This window comes from Agrobacterium sp. ST15.16.024 (assembly GCF_027956545.1).
Taxonomy (GTDB): Bacteria; Pseudomonadota; Alphaproteobacteria; order Rhizobiales; family Rhizobiaceae; genus Agrobacterium; species Agrobacterium cucumeris.
In genome coordinates, this window is sequence record NZ_JAQKGO010000017.1 from 16,702 (window position 1) to 33,901 (window position 17,200).

Sequence of the window (17,200 nt, forward strand, 5' to 3'; positions counted from 1 at the left end):
CGATCCACGCGTTCGATCCGATACGAGCATCGCAACAAATCCGAAACGGTCGTCGAAGGAAATAATTGTCGAGGGGCGTGAGTTTCGTATACCGCTCGCGTGGACACATTCATTGGTCACGCGCGCGTAAAACTCATCCCACGCGTCGCCGCTGGACGCGCGGACTTGCGTAGGGAGAATTGTAAGAAGTGCGGCAAGCAACGCATAGCAGTATAGAGTTCGCATTGTTATCTCTTTGAGGGTTCAGGTGGGGAGATTGGAGGCCGATGGATATCCAAGGGCCTTTGTGGGGTGATTCAGACGACAGACTTTGACCAATCAGCAGGCCGACTTCAAATCGCTGGTCGCGATGCGAATGTCCGACGCCAGGATTGTTACGTTGAGGAATGGCGCACTCTGTCGGAAGTCAGAAGGAGGAGTGCTCAATAATTTACCGAGCGATGTATTTGCTTATACGGCCGGAGGACGCGAACGCCTCTTCCATCTGATGTCGAGACCTATCGACTACGTCCGCCTGATCAGCGAGCCCTTCATAGTCGCCTGTTTTTGATGCGTGAGCGATCATAATTGCCAGAGCGCTGGCCTCAGCTTGATATCTACGTGTCAGGCGGGCGGCCGTCCGACCTGCGCGAAGTTTCGCTTCTTCGCGCCAACGGCGTCGCTTCCTCAGGCTTCGGAGCAGGGCGATGTCGTGTTTTGCCATATGCTTTTCAAGAACCGGGCTCATTGTCCCGCAAAGAACGGCTTTAGCCTGGTGGCGGCGGAGAATAAGCGCCGTGATTGCCAATGCTATGAACGACACATACATGACGGCCGCGTAAATTTCATAATCCAGGATGAAGTGTTCGTCGGCCAAAACATCCCATTCCCAGACCGCGCATGAAGCAATTGCAACGAGAACGGCGGCTGCTTGCCGTAGGCGGCTGCTGCTCGCAGTTGCGACTGCGAGACCCAGTCCGACTAAAGCCCCCAAGAACGGGTGAAGGAAGGGGATCAACATACCTCGCTGAATGAAGCTCATTGAAAGTTGAAAGCCTATGGCGTCAGTGGCATCGTTTGCGACGTACCGGATGGCAATGAGGCCGAAGTACATGACTTGATCAATGAATGCGTATCCTGCACCAGTCAGTCCGCCGTAGATGATCCCGTCAAGAGGTCCGCGAATCTGGGAGCGGTTATACTTTAGCACCCATATTACAAAGAGCCCTTTAGAAAGGGCCGCGATGGGCGTGTTGGCCAGCGAGAAAAACGAGTTCGTAAACTCGGCACTCGCATATCCTTCTAAAATTGCCTGTAGTCCCTCTTGTGACCAAATGGAGCAAAGGGCTGCCAAAGACGCGCCCCAGGCAAACGCCGAGAGCAGCAGCCCTGGCCGGCCCTCAACCCACTGGCCGAGCCAGCAGAAAGTGCTTGCCACTAGAAGCGAGACGATAGCGGAAAGCGGCAAGCCCCATGCCACGCCGGCAGTCCCGATGTTCATCCAAACCCGTGCCATAACTGCCAGCCACGCGAGCATTGCAAGGAGCGGCCAGAACAGGGCCACATAATAATTTTTTTTCATTGTTTGCACATCCAAGCAGTCTGAAGAGAAATGGTTCAATAGACCATAATGGTCGTTGTAGGACCATTATGGTCTATTGTATTTGCTTGGGGCCGGTCAACCAAAAATGGGCCTCGCATCGATTGCTAAGTCACCTCGTGTCGTTTCATGCGGAGGTCGTGCATTTTGCAGGTTGTCGAGTCGCTTTTTTCCAAAATCCGGCAATGGTGTTCCTGATGGGCGACGTGGATAAAAGCGCTAATCTGCGATCGAGAATCGGAGAAAAATGGAACCGGTTTCCGTTCGGCCTGGAACACCATACGTTGACGCCATATGACGTCGTTCACAAACGGCAATCGGTTCCGATCACGCTGGGAGGGGCAAGGACCAAAGGCGAATACTGCCGGGTCGTCCGCGATGCAGGCTGTTTGTCAGGCAGGGATTTGCACGTGCCTGTATCGAACAGGTAATTCATGCCGTCGTTAATGTGAAACCGAATCGCTGTCTTCCTGCCAATGTTGACCTAGGCTGCAGCCAGCAGGGCGATGTCGTGTTTCGTCATATGTTTTCCATAATGCGGTCCATTGGCCATTGCGGACAGCTTTTTTCCGGCGGTGGCGAAGGACGAGCGCTGTGATTGCCATCGCGATAAAGAGTGGGCACATGACGGTCGCATATATCTTGAAAATTAGAAAAGGATCGCGTCCAGACAAGGCAGCCCAGTCCCAAACTCCATGCAAAGAGATTGCAAGGAGAAATCCAATGAGAATAGCGGCTGTTTGCCGTGTACGGATGCGACTTCCGGCGGCGACTGCAATACCCAGGCCGATAAAAGCCACCAAGAATGGGTGCATGAAGGGGACCATCACGCCTCGCAGCACGAAACTCATTGCAAGCCTCAAGCCGGGAGCATCAGCCGGGTCGCTCGCCATGTAGCCGATGATCATTTGGCCGAAGTACATGACCTGTTCGCTGAATGCGAACCCTGCACCGATTAGACCGCCATACACGATCCCTTGAAGAAGGTCGGAAATCTGCTGGCGGCGATATCTCAGCATCCATAATAGAAAGAGCCCTTTAGACAGTTCTTCGGTCAGGGGCGTAATGATCAGGGGCCGGAACCAGTTTGCAAACTCAGCGCTGGCATGTGCATCTAAAACAGCCTGCAAAGCTTCTTGTGACCAAATGGAGCAAAGGCCTGCCACTGAGGCGCCCCAGGCAAATGCTGAAAGTGACAGCGTTGGCCTCCCCTCAACCCATCGGCCGAGCCAGCTGAAGGTTTTTGCCACCAGAAACGAGACGCTAGCGGACAGCGGAAATCCCCATGCCACGCCGACAGTTCCAATTTTGGTCCATACCCAAGCCATAGCTGTAAGCCAAGCAAGCATCGCTAGAAGCGGCCAGCAAAGCGTGACGGGATAGTTTTTTCTCATTGTTGGACTTCCGAAACTCGGGACATTTATTTTGCCCAATAGACCATAATGATCCATAAAAGACCATTATGGTCTATTGGGCAAAATAAGGTCAGTCAACCGGAAATAATCTGCGCTTCGGTTGCGACGCCTTCCCGTACCTATTATTGTTGCCCGTGACGTTTAGCAGCCGGGGTATGAGGATCGTTCCTGAACTCCTCGATAGAGTTCAGTTGGGATGCTGTGGCCCAGACCAGCGACCTTTGATTGAAATGGAAAAGACAGATGATACCGGTCTTCGTATAGCTTGTGAGACCCGCAGACGACGCGCCAGGTAGCTTAAATATCAAGGATAATCAGTTCCAATCATGTTGAGACCGACAAAGGCCGATATCGAAGCTTACATAATCGACTGTGCTGCAGGTTTGTTTGCCAGGCATGGGTTTGCACATACCTCGATCCAACAAATTGCAGATGCTGTCAGTTATTCGAAGACCGGATTGCTGCACCATTTTCCGAGCAAGCAGCTGATATACGACGCGGTCATTGGAGCGTTGCGCGAGCATGTAAACGAAGTTCGCAACGGTGTGCGGGAATATCCGGTTGGGTTCGAACGCGACAAGGCCGTCGTGGAGGCGTCAGTCGATTTCACTTTCTCCAGACCCGGCATCTCGGCGCTTTCAAACCGAATGGCCCTCGACCCGGACCCGGAGGATCAGGCGATGCGAGAGATAGGTTTTGTAATGTACGAAGCCATTGGGATAGACTTGGCCAATCTGGATATGGACAGACTGGTCCGCGTTACCAGCGCTTTTTCTGGCCTTGGCGTGACCGCAAGCTTGGCAGTTGGCTCCAAGCTTACCAAAGAATGGCGCCCTCTCATTATTGCCGCCGCGATGGATGCGCTCGGCCACGGCAGACGCTAGTCCGACGCGCTATCGCGACTGGCCTGATGTCCTGCGGGAGAATAGAAACCTTATTGGCAACCCGGGTCAGCGCGATCTCTGGCCACAATCGTACAAGACCCGGGGCTCATTTATTTTTGGCTGAGATCCTCCGTTTGGAGCTCACACATCGAGATTGTCACGACATATTTCACCGAGAGCCTCAATCACCTCGTTTCGAGGTGTCACCTCTTGCCCTCGCGTAACCTCCTCATCATTTCAAGATTGTTCAGGGAAGTTTCAGACGTGGCGCGCATGCTTTCAGCAGCTATAAGCTGTTCCTGATCGCGGCGATGCTGTTGCTGCAGCATGCATTGAGTATAAGTCGGGGAACCATATCTCGTACCAAAATCGGCGCATGTGTTGCTATCTGCCCGGCGCTGCTCTTCGGGCGACATGCATCCGCTAAGCGAAAAGGTCACGGCGAGCATACTGAAAGATATGGTCGTTCGAGTGATCTTCTTCATTTCCAAAATGTCCATTTCAGTTTCTCATCAGGTTGTGATTGTTGGTCTGAACTGTTTAGGTCGCCTGCCAAGGCGTGACTGCACGCGCGTGTCTTCGAGCGTAGTGGCGCGACAATGGGCACTCGCAGCAACGCCGCTCGAGGAATGTTTGTCGGATTGACGGTGATTGCGGGAATTTCGTCACGCCAAAGTGGGAGGTGCATATTTGTGCAACTGTAACTTTCCGAGGGACAATTCGCGCTTTCACCTCTAAGGCTACCTATCAAAAGAGCAGACCAAATCGGACTTATGCCGACCAATATGGTCTATTATCTTTTTTTCCCTTGGTCAACCTACGTTGGGGCTGCATATCGGCAGGACGGCATCCCGATTGCATATTGCTCAGTCAGCGGTGTTGACACCCGCTACAGGCTTCGATGCGCCGGCAGTTGGCATTTAAAAGTGGATCAACGATTGCAGCCATGAGGTAATCGCTGACGATATGTCCCAGTCTCCTCGGAAGTGGCAGACTGGTCGGCATCGCCAAGTTGTTTGAGCCGGTCATTTGGATTATCGGTCCGGCGTGAAGATGCTTGGCTCATTACTCCGGCTGAAGGGGGGTTCGCTTCCCGCGTGAGATCGTCCCTATGCAGTCTGGGCCTGCCACCGCTTTGCCCCGAGCACTGCCGATATGGAGGGTCTGCTTGCCGAGCGCGGGGCATCGTCAGCCGGGAGACTGTCGGCTCTGGATCAACCGCTTTGGGCGTCATTTCACGAACTGCATCCGCAGCGACCGTCCAAAACCGGACGACAAGTGGCACATGGATGAGGCCGTCATCCCGATTGGCGGCAAGATTCTGGCTCTGGCGCGCCGCAACAGCAGGGCTGCCAGGCGCTTCTTCTCCAGACTGGTCAGGCAGCTTGGTCAGCCGCGCGTTGTATGACGGACAAACTGGGCAGCTACGTGGCGCCGATCCAGACCATCGCATCCAGATGCCGATCATCGGCGGCACAAGGGGCTGAACAACCGAATTGAAAACTCCACCGGCGAGCCCGAAAATGCGAGAAGATCATGGGTCTCGCTCAGGGTCTCGAAAACCGTGAGGTTGTAAGGTAACCGACGCCCCGGTTAACGGTCATTCTGGCCAAAGTCGAAATTTGCAACAGAGCCCGCGCTCGTCGATAGCTCCTCCGGCAACGGATATGACTTCTATTGAAACTTGGTTCTGAGCCATTGATGCAGGGAAGAGGTTCCAGCCAGCAGTGAGCCGCCATCTGCTGGAATGTCGCCCGTGAGCGAGGTAACGAGAGCTCCCGCTTCCTGAGCGATAAGTTTGCCAGCGGCGTAATCGTAATGGCTGAGACCATCTTCGAAGTAGCCGTCGAGCCTTCCGGCCCCGACATAGGCGAGATCAAGTGCTGCCGAGCCAAGTCTCCTGACGCCTGCTGTCTCGTTAGTGATGGAATCCAGGGCCTGGAAGAAGGTGCCGCGGTCGATTGCCTTCAACTGTCCGTGGATCGGCATGGATAGAGAGATGATAGATTCCTCTGGCCGCTTTTCTTCTAACGGAGCCAGTTTCTCGCCGTTCAGCCGGGCACCCAAGCCGCGAATTGCGGTGAACATCTCGCCACGCAATGGGTCCAGGACGACACCCAGCAGCTCGCCTTCGTCGTCGCAGAGGGCGATGCTGACGGCAAAATAGGGGATCCCCCAGATGAAGTTGCTCGTCCCGTCGAGGGGGTCCACCACCCAGCGACGTTGCGCGTCCGCCTTACGTGCACCGGTTTCTTCACCGACGAAGCCATAGCCCTCGCCCACTGTCGCCAGAACGGTGGCAATCGCCTCCTCGGCGCGAAGATCTGCTTGGGATGCATAATCTCCCAACGCCTTTCGCTGAACACTATCGCCCGAGACAGCGCCAAAATGCTTCTTCAATTCGGCACCTCCAACAAGGGCCGCGGACGACGCGATCTGCATCAGTTCGTCAAGCGACTGGTCCGCCATTGTTCATGCTCCCGAAGGTAGAAAGGTAAAGGTCTCGAAATCGACACCGACGCGCGAACCGAGATCGAGCGCTCTGCGTGTTTCCACCGATAAGATTGGCCCGCTGTCAATCCGAAGGCTTTGCGTCCAGGCTTTGCCCATGAAGCGCTTATCCTCCACTATGGCGTCTACAAGAGCGCTACCGCATTCGCGGATCATCACCTGTTCAGGACGCACCACAAGCGTGCCTTTACCGTGGTGGCTCTTTCCGGTGATAGGGAGCCTTGATCCGTCTGCCATCAGGAAGCCTGTCTCGTCAAAACTGCCCTCCAGAAAGTTCGCACTGCCGACGAACTCGGCAACGAAACGGTTCGCCGGTCCCGAATAGATGGTTTGAGGGTCTGCAAGCTGCTGCACGACACCATTTTGCATGACGGCAATCCGGTCTGACATCTCCAGGGCTTCTTCCTGATCATGCGTAACGTAGATTGCTGTCAGGCCGAGTGTCTTCTGCAGGCTGCGTAATTCGTGGCGAAGAGCCACGCGAAGGCGCGCATCGAGGTTGGACATCGGCTCATCCATGAGAAGCAGCGGCGGGTTGATGACGAGTGCGCGCGCCAGCGCGATGCGCTGCTGCATGCCGCCGCTCATTTCTGCAGGAAAGCGCTTGTCAACACCATGAAGCTCGACTTGTGCCAATGCGGAGTGAACTCTTTCGGCGATTTTGCCTTTAGGAATTTTTCTTAGCTTCAACCCGTAAGCAACATTGTCGAACACAGTCTGGTTCGGCCAGAGCGCGTAGTTCTGGAACACGAAACCGATATTCCTGTCCCAGGCGGGAAGAGTGGTCACGTTTTGGCCGTTAAACAGGATCTTCCCGCCATCAATCGGGTGAAAGCCTGCAAGGGCGCGCAAAAGCGTGGTCTTGCCGCATCCGGATGGCCCAAGCAGCGTGAAGAATTCGCCAGGCCTGATCGTGAAGCTGATGTCTTTCAAGACTGCGTGATTGCCAAAGGTCTTGGAGACGGCATCAATGACGACCTCGCAGCCTTGGGTGGGAGTTTTGGAAGATGAGGTTTCAACCACCGGATTTTCCTCGAATTTGGCCATAGCGGACAATGAAATAGAGCGGGATATAAATGATCAGCATCAGGAGGATTGTTTGCGCTGCCGAGACACCGAAATCGGCGTCCACAAGCGTGTTTTCGAAGATCACCGCCGTCATAGGCTTCCACGGCGGGCGATAGAGAACGATGGTGGAAGACAGCTCAGTGACGATGTGAAGGAAGGTAAGTGTTGCCCCGGTGACCGCGCCCGCAAGTACCAGAGGTGCAGTGATCGTGAGGAACACCCTGAGTGGCCGCGCTCCAAGACTGATCGCTGCCTCTTCCAGTGCAGGGTGAACCCGACGCAGGGCAGCCTCTGATGCTTTTACCGTGAAGGGCAGGTTGCGGATGAGATAGGCAAGGACGAGGATAAACCAGGTGCCGGTCAGTTGCAGCGGCGCCTTGTTGAACATCATGATCAGGCCGATACCGAGCACCGTGCCAGGAATAACATAAGGCATCATGACGGTAAGGCTGAGAACGGGTGCCAAGACTCGATAGCGCTTACGGATAATGACATAGGCGATCCCCAGGCCGATTACGCTTGCAGCCAGCGTCCCGGCAATGCCGAGCGACAAGGTCACCCATGCCGGCCCCATGCCGGTGCGCAGCATGGTCGTGTAGTTTGCCAGCGTAAAGTTTGCTCTGGGCAAGCCCACACGCCATTCCATGAAGCTGGAGATCAGTACCGTTAAATGAGGGGTAAATGCCATCAGGAGTGCAAGGATGACTGATCCAAGCACCAATGCCTGGCCAAGAGGCGAGAGTGGTTTGCGCTCCAATGCGCGCGAAGAGACCACGGCAAAACCGCGCCGCGCCAGATAGATTTGCTGTGCCATGAGAAACAAGCTGGAGATGGTGATGAGCACCATCGATCCCGTGGCCGCAAGCGCCGGATTGCGTCCCGCCTCGCTGAGGAAGGACGTGTAGATCAGAACCGGCAGCGCGTTGACATCGAGGCCGATGATGCGCGGCGTTCCGAAATCTGACAGAGCCGCCATCGTTGCGAGATAAAGACCCGTGATGATGCCGGGAAGTGCCAGCGGTATTTCCACCGACATGCGAACGCGTGGGGGCTTGGCGCCAAGGCTTTCTGCCGCCTCGATATGGCCAGCATCGAGACTTTGGAACGAGCTGTGGCTGAGCAGAAAGATGATTGGAAAGACCAGCCAGGTGATGACCCAGATGACGCCATGCAAGCCGACAATGGAGACATCGAGGCCGAAGTAGTTTGTCAGAACGCCGTTGCGCCCGAGAAGCAGCCGCCAGGCATACGCGCCCAGAAATGGCGGCGACACAGAGGCCATGGTGACGAGGAAAACGATAGCCGTGCTCCCCGCAACCCGATAACGCGCGACAAGATAAGCGAGAGACACGCCGATTAAGGCGGCCAAACCGGTAGACGTTAGTGCAATCAGCAGACTGTTTATCGTCGCCGAAAGGGTCTCCGAGCGCGTGAAGAAATCTATGTAATGAACGGGAGAGAGCGACAACGCCTTGTTTTCAAAGGTGATGTAAGCGTTTACCGCATGGGACAGCAAAACGGCGTTGGACGATTGCGCCTTGATATCCAAGGGCGCTGGAGCCGTTGTGGCGAAAAGCCCGCGCGGCGCCTGTTGCGACAGGGTAAACCGAGCGGAGCCAAGATCGAGTTCAAGCAGCCCGCCTTCGTCCTTGCCAACCAAAATCGGCTGTTGCGACGAGAGGCGAAGCGTTCGGTCGTCCTCGACATCGACAGTCAGGCCGTCCGTCGTATTCAACGATATGACGAGGCCGTCAGGGAGTTTCGCCACGTCGTAGCGGCTGGTCATTTCCGGGACAGATTGCAGTCCATCCCTATTGTGCAGCAGGGTGAAACGACCGCCCTCTTCCAGAAGGGAGGCAGCAATGACGCGAATTTGCGGGACGATGATCGTCAGGCCGCAAAGCACGAGCGCGACGATGGAAAAGATAAGCCAGTTGTCGCGCAGCGCCTTCATTTCCCGCGAAGCTCCTGGAACCGGGCAACGACTACGGGCCGCGGATCGACCGCGGAAACGATCGTGAGAGAGGACATGTCGGGCAGAGCGGCCGGCGGCGTTACATCCTTGCGGGCAGAACGGCGAACGGTGGCATCGCGGACGATTTCATGCGCAGCCTTGCTTCCGAGAAAATCGATGAAGCTCTTGGCGTCGTCGATGTGTTCGGCACCTTTGACAATGGCCTGAGCATCGATCTGCCCGGTAACGGCATCCGACGGATAGACGATATCTATCGGCAGGCCCTGGGCCTTCCACTTGGCGCCGAGATCCTCGTTGATCCAGCCAATTGCCGCTTCTCCATCCCGCACTGCGTTGAATGCGTCATCGGATCCCGGGGCAATGCGCGCGCCCTTGGCCATCTGGCCGACGAAATCCCAGCCGAAATTGCCTGCAAGAGCCGACAGGATGACATAGCCCGTACCGGATTTCCCAGGGTCTGGAATAATCAGGCCACCGTCCTTCGCGAAGTCATGCGAGACGAGATCCTTCTGCGTCTTGGGTATCGATTTCGCCTCGACGCGCTTGGTGCTGACGATCAACGGCTGCAGCAGCACCGTGAACGGATGCCAGATGTGATTGGGATCGGTCGTCATCATGTTGGCGTCCGACTTGCTCTCGTACTCCTGGAAAAGCGTGGCATTTTCTTCGAAAGTCTGGGTCGGTCCGCCCCACATTACGTCCGCTGAGGAGTTGCCACCTTCAGCGCGAAGGCGCTCGATGAGCTCGCCTGTCCCGCCGCGCACGACGGTCACCTTGATATCCGGATTTGCCTTGGCGAAAGCATCGAGGATGGGCGCTGATGTTGCCTCCCCATGAGCGGTGTAGACGACCAGCTCTCCGGCATTTGCGACACTGAAGATTGATGCCGACGCAAAAGCGCCAACCATAATCCGCCGTAAGGTCCATTTCACCATGACTATGTTCCCCTTTTTTTAGTCACTGAGAAGAAGGTAGCCAATTAATTCCATTAACCGGATTAAAAATCAAGCCACCCTTTCGTCGAAAACGCATATTGAGATGTGGTATTTTGATATAAACGTTGTTTTCAGCTGTTTCTGTCTGCTTGACGTGTTTGGCGCGCCCTGATAAATTCCATTTAATTGATTAAATAGGAATCGGCATCCATGAGCCTGATGGGAAGCAACCACACATATTCGGGCCGTTATAATCGTCGCCTCGTTTTCGATCTTATCCGGTCCGGCGATGGCATCAGCCGGCGGGACCTTGTTGATGTGACGGGTTTGAAGCCGCAAACTATGTCCAATATCTGCAAGGACCTGATCGATCGCTCGCTGGTGGTGGAAACAATCCAACAGGAGGGTGCGCGCGGCGCGCCGCAAAAAAAGTTACGGATTCGCGCCGAAGCAGGTTGTTGCCTGGGCATTCATGTGGATCGCGATGGACTTGTGGGTATCGTTTGCGATCTGGCGGGGCGGGAGCTGGGACGCGAAACCGCATCGGCATCGCTTGAGGATCCATCTGATACAATCCGCGCCATCGCTGACTTGACGCAGCATCTGCGCTCGGTCTCGGTGGACCGTCCTGCCTGGGGCATCGGCATTGCCATGCCGACACTGCAGGAGGCGGAGTTTGAACATCCCGTCGGTCCACCAAGTTGGGATGCGTGGAACCGCATACCGGTGGCGGAAGCCATCGAAGATGTATGTGGCCTCCCCACCATCATCGAGAATGACGCGACAGCCGCAGCAGTTGCCGAACTGAGGGCTGGCAGTGCGACAGGATTGACGCATTACGTTCATATTTTCGTCGGTTACGGACTTGGTGCCGGCATCATCAATGACAGCATGCCGCTTCAGGGATTTTGGAACAATGCGGGAGAAATCGGTCTGCTTACATGGCCGGCGGAGCTCGCCAATCCGGATGCGGTCGGGCAGACCCCGTTTTCCATCGACGAGCTCGCAGCGATGCTGTCTTGCGAAAGCAGGGAGATTGCGCGGCCTGGCGTGTTAGAGAAACTTTACGCTCAACGCGACAGTATTCTCATGCGGTGGCTAGATCTCAATTCAAGGCGTTTGCGGTTGCTGGTGTCGCTGCTTGAAAACATCATGGACCCGCAGACCATCGTGGTCGGAGGGCATTTTCCTGCAATCCTCACCAATTCCCTGATCGACCGGGCGTACCCCCTTTTGCCTTCCGTCAGCGCCCGAAGCCACCGGGAAATTCCCCGGCTGTGTGCCGGTGCCCTGGGACCGGAGGCCGCCGCCATCGGCGCGGCCATGCTGCCCGTGATTGCCCATGGCAGCCCGGACTTCAGGCGCCTCTCATCCATGCGCGGACGCAGCCAGGCTATCGATTTCGAAAGACGTTTCGATCGAGTCGCCGGAGCACCAACGGATGATGACACTTCGTCCCGATTTATTTAACTCTCGCAGACAGGACTAAAACATGAAAATCGCAGTTGCCGGGCTTGGGTTTCGGCTTGCCAATGTTATTGCCTCGTTCCGCAAGGCCTGCCCCGAACTGGAAATCGTTGGGCTGATGGATCCCCGGCCTGCGGGACTGCCGGAGATTCTATCTTCCGGTCTGCCGGAACCGCGCCGCTTCGAGACGGTGGAGACGATGCTGACGCAGACGCGGCCGGATCTTCTCATGGTCGGCTCGCCCAATTTTCTCCACTTGGATCATATCACTGCCGGATTGCGCGCGGGCGTCCGGGTCTTCACAGAAAAGCCAGTGGTGATCGATGAAGACCAGACGATGAGGATGGCACGGCTGCTCGCAGAATATGGCAGTGATAGCGTTATGGTGGGCCTCGTGCTGCGTTACTCTGACCTCTACCGAGATCTGCATGCAGCACAGGCTGAGGGCCACATCGGCGCGATCACCTCGATCGAGGCGTCCGAGCATATCGCACCCTACCACGGCGCCTTCTTCATGCGCGACTGGCGGCGGCATACGCGCTACGCAGGCCCTTTCATCCTGGAAAAATGCTGTCACGATATCGATCTCTATGGCAGTGTCGTTGGGCAGCGGGCGATGGCCGTCGCTAGCTTTGGAGGACGAAAGTCGTTTGTTGCGGAAAACAGGCCGGATCGCCTTTCCGAATTTCAGAAGCAGGAATTCTATAAGAAACCGAGCGGTTGGCTGCAGGGCGATACCGTGTTCGAGAGCGACGGTGATATTATCGATTATCAGACCGCGATCATCGAATATCAGGGCGGGGCGACGATGTCATTTCATACCAACCTCAACGTTCCCGATCAGTTTCGCCGCTTCTGCGTTATCGGCAGCAAGGGAATGGCCGAGGGTGATTTCATCCGCAATCGCTTCGAGGTTCATTCCGCCGTAACGGGTGAAAAGCTTATCGAGCGACGTTACGAAGGGCATGAAAGCGACCACTATGGTGCCGATGACCAAATGGCCTCGGATATCTACCTGCATCTGACAAAGGGCGCACCGCTATCCGTCGGTATCGTCGCGGCTTTGGAGGCTGGGCTCGTGGCAATCAAGATCGATGAGGCACGCCGTGCACGCCGGACCATTGAACTGGTCGAAACCTGGCAGCGCTTCGACGACGCGCTTCTCACCAAGCATACTGCTGCGTTGGGGCAGCGAGGATGACGATGCCAGACCTTTCATCATCCGTCATCATCCGCAACGCCCAACCATCAGATGAGGCGGCAATTCTCGATATTTGCCTGCGCACCTCAGACGGCGGGCAGGATGGCTCACATCTCTACACCGATCCAAGGCTTCCTGGTCTGCTCTGGGCGTTACCTTACGTCCGTTTCTGCGCAGTCCATGCCTTTGTGCTGACGAAAGATGCAGCCGTCTTGGGTTACTGTGTCGCGGCACCCAATACAATCGCTTACGAAGAATGGCTGAAGGCCGAATGGTGGCCGTACCTGAAGAGCGAGCTTCGCGATTTCTGTGCAGAAACAGCAGAAGATGAGGACATTCTGTCCTACATTGAAGGCGCGCCACGAACACCTCCTCAGGTGACAGGCCTCTTTCCCGCTCATCTGCATATCAACCTCCTGCCGGAGATTCAGAATGGTGGACATGGATCGGTGCTGCTGCGCCATCAACTGGACGCTCTGGAGAGAGCAGGAGTGACGGGAGTCCATCTGGGTGTGAACCAGAAAAATGAGGAGGTCGTCGCCTTTTACGCTAAATTCGGGTTCGTGGAACTCGACAGGAGACCGTCGATCCTGATGGCAAAACGGATAGTGTGATGAAAAAATAGTCTGCGTTGCGGTCGCAGGCGCGGCGGGCTTTCAGAACAACTAAACTTCTAGCGGAGATCGAAGGCTATTATCGGCGGAGGCTTCCTGCAACCAGTTCGGCAGTTGCAGGAAGCCAGTGGAGTTTCATTTCGCGATATGCGATCTCTTCCGAAGAGCGGGGCGGCTAACCAGTTTATCAGCAGCAATTACGGTCCTTCCGCTGCCTGGAAACAACAACTGACCGGTTGCGCTGTTCAAGCGCACGGCACAAGAGGATATGACAATGGCAACACCCCGGCGACCATCCAATCCGAAAGACGCAGCCGAGGCGCTGTTCAAACCGGCAAAAAAGGTCGCAGCGCCGGCCGTTGAACGGCCTGCAATTCCTAATACCAAGGAGCTTGTATCATTGAAGATCGACAGCGACGTCCTTGCGCATTTTCAGGGAGAGGGTCCGGGCTGGCAAGACCGCATAAACGATACCTTGCGAGCCGCAATGAATGTGTCCAATTAAGCTCCTTGAATGGGTTCGAACCACCGACCCATTTAGCGAAGCCATTGATACGAAATAACTCTACCGATGCTGATGGTGACCTGAGCCGGCATTGCCAAGTTGTTTGAGCCGGTCATTTGGATTATCGGCCCGGCATGAAGATGCCTGGCTCATTACTCCGGCTGAAGGTTTCGCTTCCCGCGTGAGATCGTCGCCTATGCGGTCTGGGCCTACCACCGCTTCAGGCACAGCGCCTCCTGTCGGCCCACGATCATATCAACACGATCTTACGCCCCCGCCGCTAAACTCCAACCGCCATTTCATACCGCACACCCGGGTTGACGCGTTCAGCCTGTGGGATAAGCAAGGCGCTGAAATGATAGTCTGAAACTGGCGACACCGCGTCGCTGGCACCCAACGCCACTCAACGGGCCAATTCCATTTCAGCGCGATCGCCCGGAATGCGAGCTCACTCGTCGATGAATATGGCACGGGCCGGGGTCGCGCCGGTCTCAAGTTGGTGTCGGTTGTGGTCGAACGCCCCCAAAAAGGGGTGAAGCGATTTAACCACCGACGACTTATGGAACTCACGGGCAACGTAGCGTTTACCGATCAAAGGTTAGTCTTCCCTTTGTTCAACGCAGCCCAGAGCGGTATAAACTAAGCGAGAATGGCGTTACCTGCGATCTGCTCCGCCGAGCACTTGAGCGCCACGATTTTTTATTTCCGGCTACATCAATCCAAATTTCCGCTGAATCAAATCTTATTTCCATCACCATATGACAGCATCTTTCCGCCCGACGGATATGTATCGTCTATCAGTTAATCAGCATAATCGTTATGCTCAAGATGCAGCGATACAGAAGATGTAAATAAAATATCCTCAAAATCGTCTAGAATTACTTTGCACTCGCAGAGCAGCAGGACTGCCATGCCTGGACAGGCTCGCGGCAAATATAGATCCCTGCCAATAATTCCCCAATACAAAAGCCATGAAAGTCGGGCCATGCTTCTTGAATTTAAGAATATTATTCTTGAAATGATCGCCAGAGGTGTGTCGCTTGAAACAACTATTGAGCGCATCTGTTTGGAAATGGAGGCCCGAGTTCCCGGGATATTGTGTGTCATCACCACAGTTAAAGGAGGGCCCCCGTGCGATCTTACATGCCCTTTGTCGGGCATCAACGGTTTGACAGCGATTATTGATCGAGATTTAGAGGAGCGTCTCGTTTCGTGCCCACCTTCGGCCCTTGTCCAAGAAGCTTCGACCAAAGCAGAAAACCAAGAGCTTGCATGGATCGATTTAATGGACTTTGTTCCTCCCGTCGGCTTCAAGTCCTGTTGGCCGGCGCCCGTTCTGTCGGGCAACCGTCTCGTGGCGATGGTCAAATTCTACCATTGGGAAAACCGCGATCCAACCGATCTCGAACAAGAGGCAGCAAATGCAAGTGTCCATCTATGCTTGATCGCAATAGAGCGGCACGAACGAGTTTTGGAACGCCAGAGACTGGCATACACTGATTCCTTGACAGGCCTTCCCAATCGCGCACGGTTCAATGAATTTCTAAAAGAGAAATCCATGCAGGAGAACCGCATTTCCGGTATCCTGCTTGCAGATATCGACAATTTGAAATTGGTCAACGATACGTTCGGTCATGCGGCAGGAGATGCCCTTATCCAGCTTGTTGGAAGTCGGATATCAGCGATCATGACAGCTGAAAATACATTCAGACTGGGCGGAGATGAGTTTGCCATCGTCATCTCCGGTGAAGCCCCTATTGATCTCGCAGCTAAGGCCCACAAAATTCTCGTGGCTATCAAGCCGCCGGCAGAGTGCGGTGGACATGTCATCTTTCCGGCGGTGACGCTCGGGGGCGCCTACAGGGAGCATGAATCAGACCTTTCCCAATTGCGTCAAAATGCGGACATTGCGCTTTATCACGCAAAGGAGCGCAGCCGCGGACAATATGTTGAATTTCATCCCGATCTCGGGACTGCGCTCACTCGTCGTACCAGAGACATCCGAGATGTTTCTGTTGCTCTTGTCGAAGATCGAATTGACGTCCACTACCAGCCGATCATTCGTCTCGATACACGTGAGATCGTCGGATTCGAAGCGCTTTGCCGTATGACCACGGCCTCCGGTCAAATCACAGCCGCAGCCAATTTTCACGAAGCAACCAAGGATGCGCACGTGGCTGCAGAACTAACCGAAAGGATGCTCCTACGCGTTGCACAAGATGTCCGCAATTGGCTCGACAGAGGCCTGCCTTTTCAACACGTGGGGATTAATCTGTCAGCTGCCGATTTTCAGAACGGCAATTTGGAGCAAAGATTATGTACAGTATTCGCAAATGCTGGCGTCCCACTAAAACACATTGTTCTGGAAGTCACCGAGTCCGTTTATCTTAGCCAACGCGACTATGCTATCGCGGAAGAAATCAAAGGGCTGAGAACGAAAGGCATGCGGGTCGCTCTCGATGATTTCGGTACGGGCTTCGCGTCCTTGACGCATCTCCTGACCGTTCCCGTCGATATTATCAAGATCGACAAGTCATTCGTGCATCGCATGGTGCCTGGGGATTCGGCTACTTTCATTATTGAAGGACTGGTGGCAATTGCCAAGAATCTCGGCATCGGTGTTGTTGCTGAGGGCATCGAAACTTCATCACAGGCTGAACAGCTAGTTGCAATGGGATGTGAACTTGGCCAAGGATTTCTTTATTCCAAGGCTGTCAATCGCACAGCCGCGGGTGCACTGATTGAATCGCCCGGTCATAAATAAACGTCTGAGATTTGTTTTCATGCGCACTGAAATGGCGAGGCTGTCGACCAGGCTCACTGAAAGTCGTCAGCGCTCTTTCCGCGATCAGCCGGTTTTTTCAACAGGACCGATGAACGGCCCTGCTTCGAATCGCAGTCAAATAGTCTCCGTAACACAGGGTTTTCGCTACATACCTCAGATATTTGTCAATCGGCTCGGAATGTTGACCCCTTATCGGCGTCCAATATTCACCCCCCTGTAAGCGATCAGCGCTTGGCCTGCCCGGCGCTGGCCGGGGTTGCA

The 17,200-nt window shown here is 55.0% G+C and carries 13 protein-coding genes and 1 pseudogene; 7 read left to right on the plus strand and 7 right to left on the minus strand.

The features are described 5' to 3' along the window. Positions 1-430 precede the first annotated feature (430 nt). On the minus strand, positions 431-1,561 hold the full coding sequence (locus PL640_RS24640; RefSeq protein WP_271363794.1) for a PrsW family intramembrane metalloprotease: 1,131 nt from the start codon (positions 1,559-1,561) through the stop codon (positions 431-433). A gap of 461 nt (positions 1,562-2,022) precedes the next feature. Beyond that, positions 2,023-2,973, minus strand: coding sequence for a PrsW family intramembrane metalloprotease (locus PL640_RS24645; protein ID WP_271363795.1), 951 nt, complete (start codon positions 2,971-2,973; stop codon positions 2,023-2,025). A gap of 347 nt (positions 2,974-3,320) precedes the next feature. Here PL640_RS24645 and PL640_RS24650 point away from each other — a divergent pair, with 347 nt between their 5' ends. Then, entirely contained in the window at positions 3,321-3,878 is a 558-nt protein-coding gene (locus tag PL640_RS24650) for a TetR/AcrR family transcriptional regulator (RefSeq protein WP_271363796.1), read from the plus strand. A gap of 203 nt (positions 3,879-4,081) precedes the next feature. On the opposite strand, the gene PL640_RS24655 is transcribed toward PL640_RS24650, so the two are convergent. Continuing rightward, on the minus strand, positions 4,082-4,378 hold the full coding sequence (locus tag PL640_RS24655) for a hypothetical protein (protein WP_271363797.1): 297 nt from the start codon (positions 4,376-4,378) through the stop codon (positions 4,082-4,084). A 602-nt stretch (positions 4,379-4,980) separates the two neighbouring features. On the opposite strand from PL640_RS24655, the pseudogene PL640_RS25850 reads away from it, so the two are divergent. After that, positions 4,981-5,420: pseudogene (locus PL640_RS25850) on the plus strand (DDE-type integrase/transposase/recombinase); the annotation flags it as partial. Between the two features lie 132 nt (positions 5,421-5,552). Here PL640_RS25850 and PL640_RS24665 read toward each other — a convergent pair. Genes PL640_RS24665 through PL640_RS24680 form a run of 4 tightly spaced genes read right to left on the minus strand, consistent with a single transcriptional unit; the run spans position 5,553 to position 10,367 of the window. Further along, positions 5,553-6,347 carry an inositol monophosphatase family protein gene (locus PL640_RS24665; protein ID WP_271363799.1) on the minus strand — a complete coding sequence of 265 codons (795 nt, stop codon included), beginning with the start codon at positions 6,345-6,347 and terminating at the stop codon, positions 5,553-5,555. Positions 6,348-6,350: 3 nt separating this feature from the next. Then, positions 6,351-7,412 (minus strand): ABC transporter ATP-binding protein, encoded by a 1,062-nt coding sequence (locus tag PL640_RS24670; RefSeq protein ID WP_271363800.1) that lies wholly within the window; start codon positions 7,410-7,412, stop codon positions 6,351-6,353. Next, on the minus strand, positions 7,405-9,411 hold the full coding sequence (locus tag PL640_RS24675; protein ID WP_271363801.1) for an ABC transporter permease: 2,007 nt from the start codon (positions 9,409-9,411) through the stop codon (positions 7,405-7,407). The genes PL640_RS24670 and PL640_RS24675 overlap by 8 nt, the downstream gene beginning before the upstream one ends. Continuing rightward, positions 9,408-10,367, minus strand: a complete 960-nt coding sequence (locus PL640_RS24680) for an extracellular solute-binding protein (protein ID WP_271363802.1) — start codon at positions 10,365-10,367, stop codon at positions 9,408-9,410. Before PL640_RS24680 ends, PL640_RS24675 begins: the two co-directional genes overlap by 4 nt. 210 nt (positions 10,368-10,577) lie before the next feature. On the opposite strand from PL640_RS24680, the gene PL640_RS24685 reads away from it, so the two are divergent. The 5 genes from PL640_RS24685 (at position 10,578) to PL640_RS24705 (ending at position 16,918) form a co-directional block, all read left to right on the plus strand. Then, positions 10,578-11,837, plus strand: coding sequence for an ROK family protein (locus PL640_RS24685; protein WP_271363803.1), 1,260 nt, complete (start codon positions 10,578-10,580; stop codon positions 11,835-11,837). Positions 11,838-11,859: 22 nt separating this feature from the next. After that, complete coding sequence (locus PL640_RS24690; RefSeq protein WP_271363804.1) at positions 11,860-13,035, plus strand: Gfo/Idh/MocA family protein; 1,176 nt, start codon at positions 11,860-11,862, stop codon at positions 13,033-13,035. Then, positions 13,032-13,649 carry a GNAT family N-acetyltransferase gene (locus PL640_RS24695; RefSeq protein ID WP_271363805.1) on the plus strand — a complete coding sequence of 206 codons (618 nt, stop codon included), beginning with the start codon at positions 13,032-13,034 and terminating at the stop codon, positions 13,647-13,649. The genes PL640_RS24690 and PL640_RS24695 overlap by 4 nt, the downstream gene beginning before the upstream one ends. 274 nt (positions 13,650-13,923) lie before the next feature. Then, positions 13,924-14,154 carry a BrnA antitoxin family protein gene (locus tag PL640_RS24700; protein WP_271363806.1) on the plus strand — a complete coding sequence of 77 codons (231 nt, stop codon included), beginning with the start codon at positions 13,924-13,926 and terminating at the stop codon, positions 14,152-14,154. 985 nt (positions 14,155-15,139) lie between these two features. After that, positions 15,140-16,918 carry a putative bifunctional diguanylate cyclase/phosphodiesterase gene (locus tag PL640_RS24705; protein ID WP_271363807.1) on the plus strand — a complete coding sequence of 593 codons (1,779 nt, stop codon included), beginning with the start codon at positions 15,140-15,142 and terminating at the stop codon, positions 16,916-16,918. Positions 16,919-17,200: the final 282 nt, after the last annotated feature.

Coding starts and splice junctions, on each gene's coding strand:
- PL640_RS24640 (WP_271363794.1), bottom strand. CDS start 1,561: ATGAAAAAAAATTATTATGTGGCCCTGTTCTGGCCGCTCCTTGCAATG.
- PL640_RS24645 (WP_271363795.1), bottom strand. CDS start 2,973: ATGAGAAAAAACTATCCCGTCACGCTTTGCTGGCCGCTTCTAGCGATG.
- PL640_RS24650 (WP_271363796.1), top strand. CDS start 3,321: ATGTTGAGACCGACAAAGGCCGATATCGAAGCTTACATAATCGACTGT.
- PL640_RS24655 (WP_271363797.1), bottom strand. CDS start 4,378: ATGGACATTTTGGAAATGAAGAAGATCACTCGAACGACCATATCTTTC.
- PL640_RS24665 (WP_271363799.1), bottom strand. CDS start 6,347: ATGGCGGACCAGTCGCTTGACGAACTGATGCAGATCGCGTCGTCCGCG.
- PL640_RS24675 (WP_271363801.1), bottom strand. CDS start 9,411: ATGAAGGCGCTGCGCGACAACTGGCTTATCTTTTCCATCGTCGCGCTC.
- PL640_RS24680 (WP_271363802.1), bottom strand. CDS start 10,367: ATGGTGAAATGGACCTTACGGCGGATTATGGTTGGCGCTTTTGCGTCG.
- PL640_RS24685 (WP_271363803.1), top strand. CDS start 10,578: ATGAGCCTGATGGGAAGCAACCACACATATTCGGGCCGTTATAATCGT.
- PL640_RS24690 (WP_271363804.1), top strand. CDS start 11,860: ATGAAAATCGCAGTTGCCGGGCTTGGGTTTCGGCTTGCCAATGTTATT.
- PL640_RS24695 (WP_271363805.1), top strand. CDS start 13,032: ATGACGATGCCAGACCTTTCATCATCCGTCATCATCCGCAACGCCCAA.
- PL640_RS24700 (WP_271363806.1), top strand. CDS start 13,924: ATGGCAACACCCCGGCGACCATCCAATCCGAAAGACGCAGCCGAGGCG.
- PL640_RS24705 (WP_271363807.1), top strand. CDS start 15,140: ATGCTTCTTGAATTTAAGAATATTATTCTTGAAATGATCGCCAGAGGT.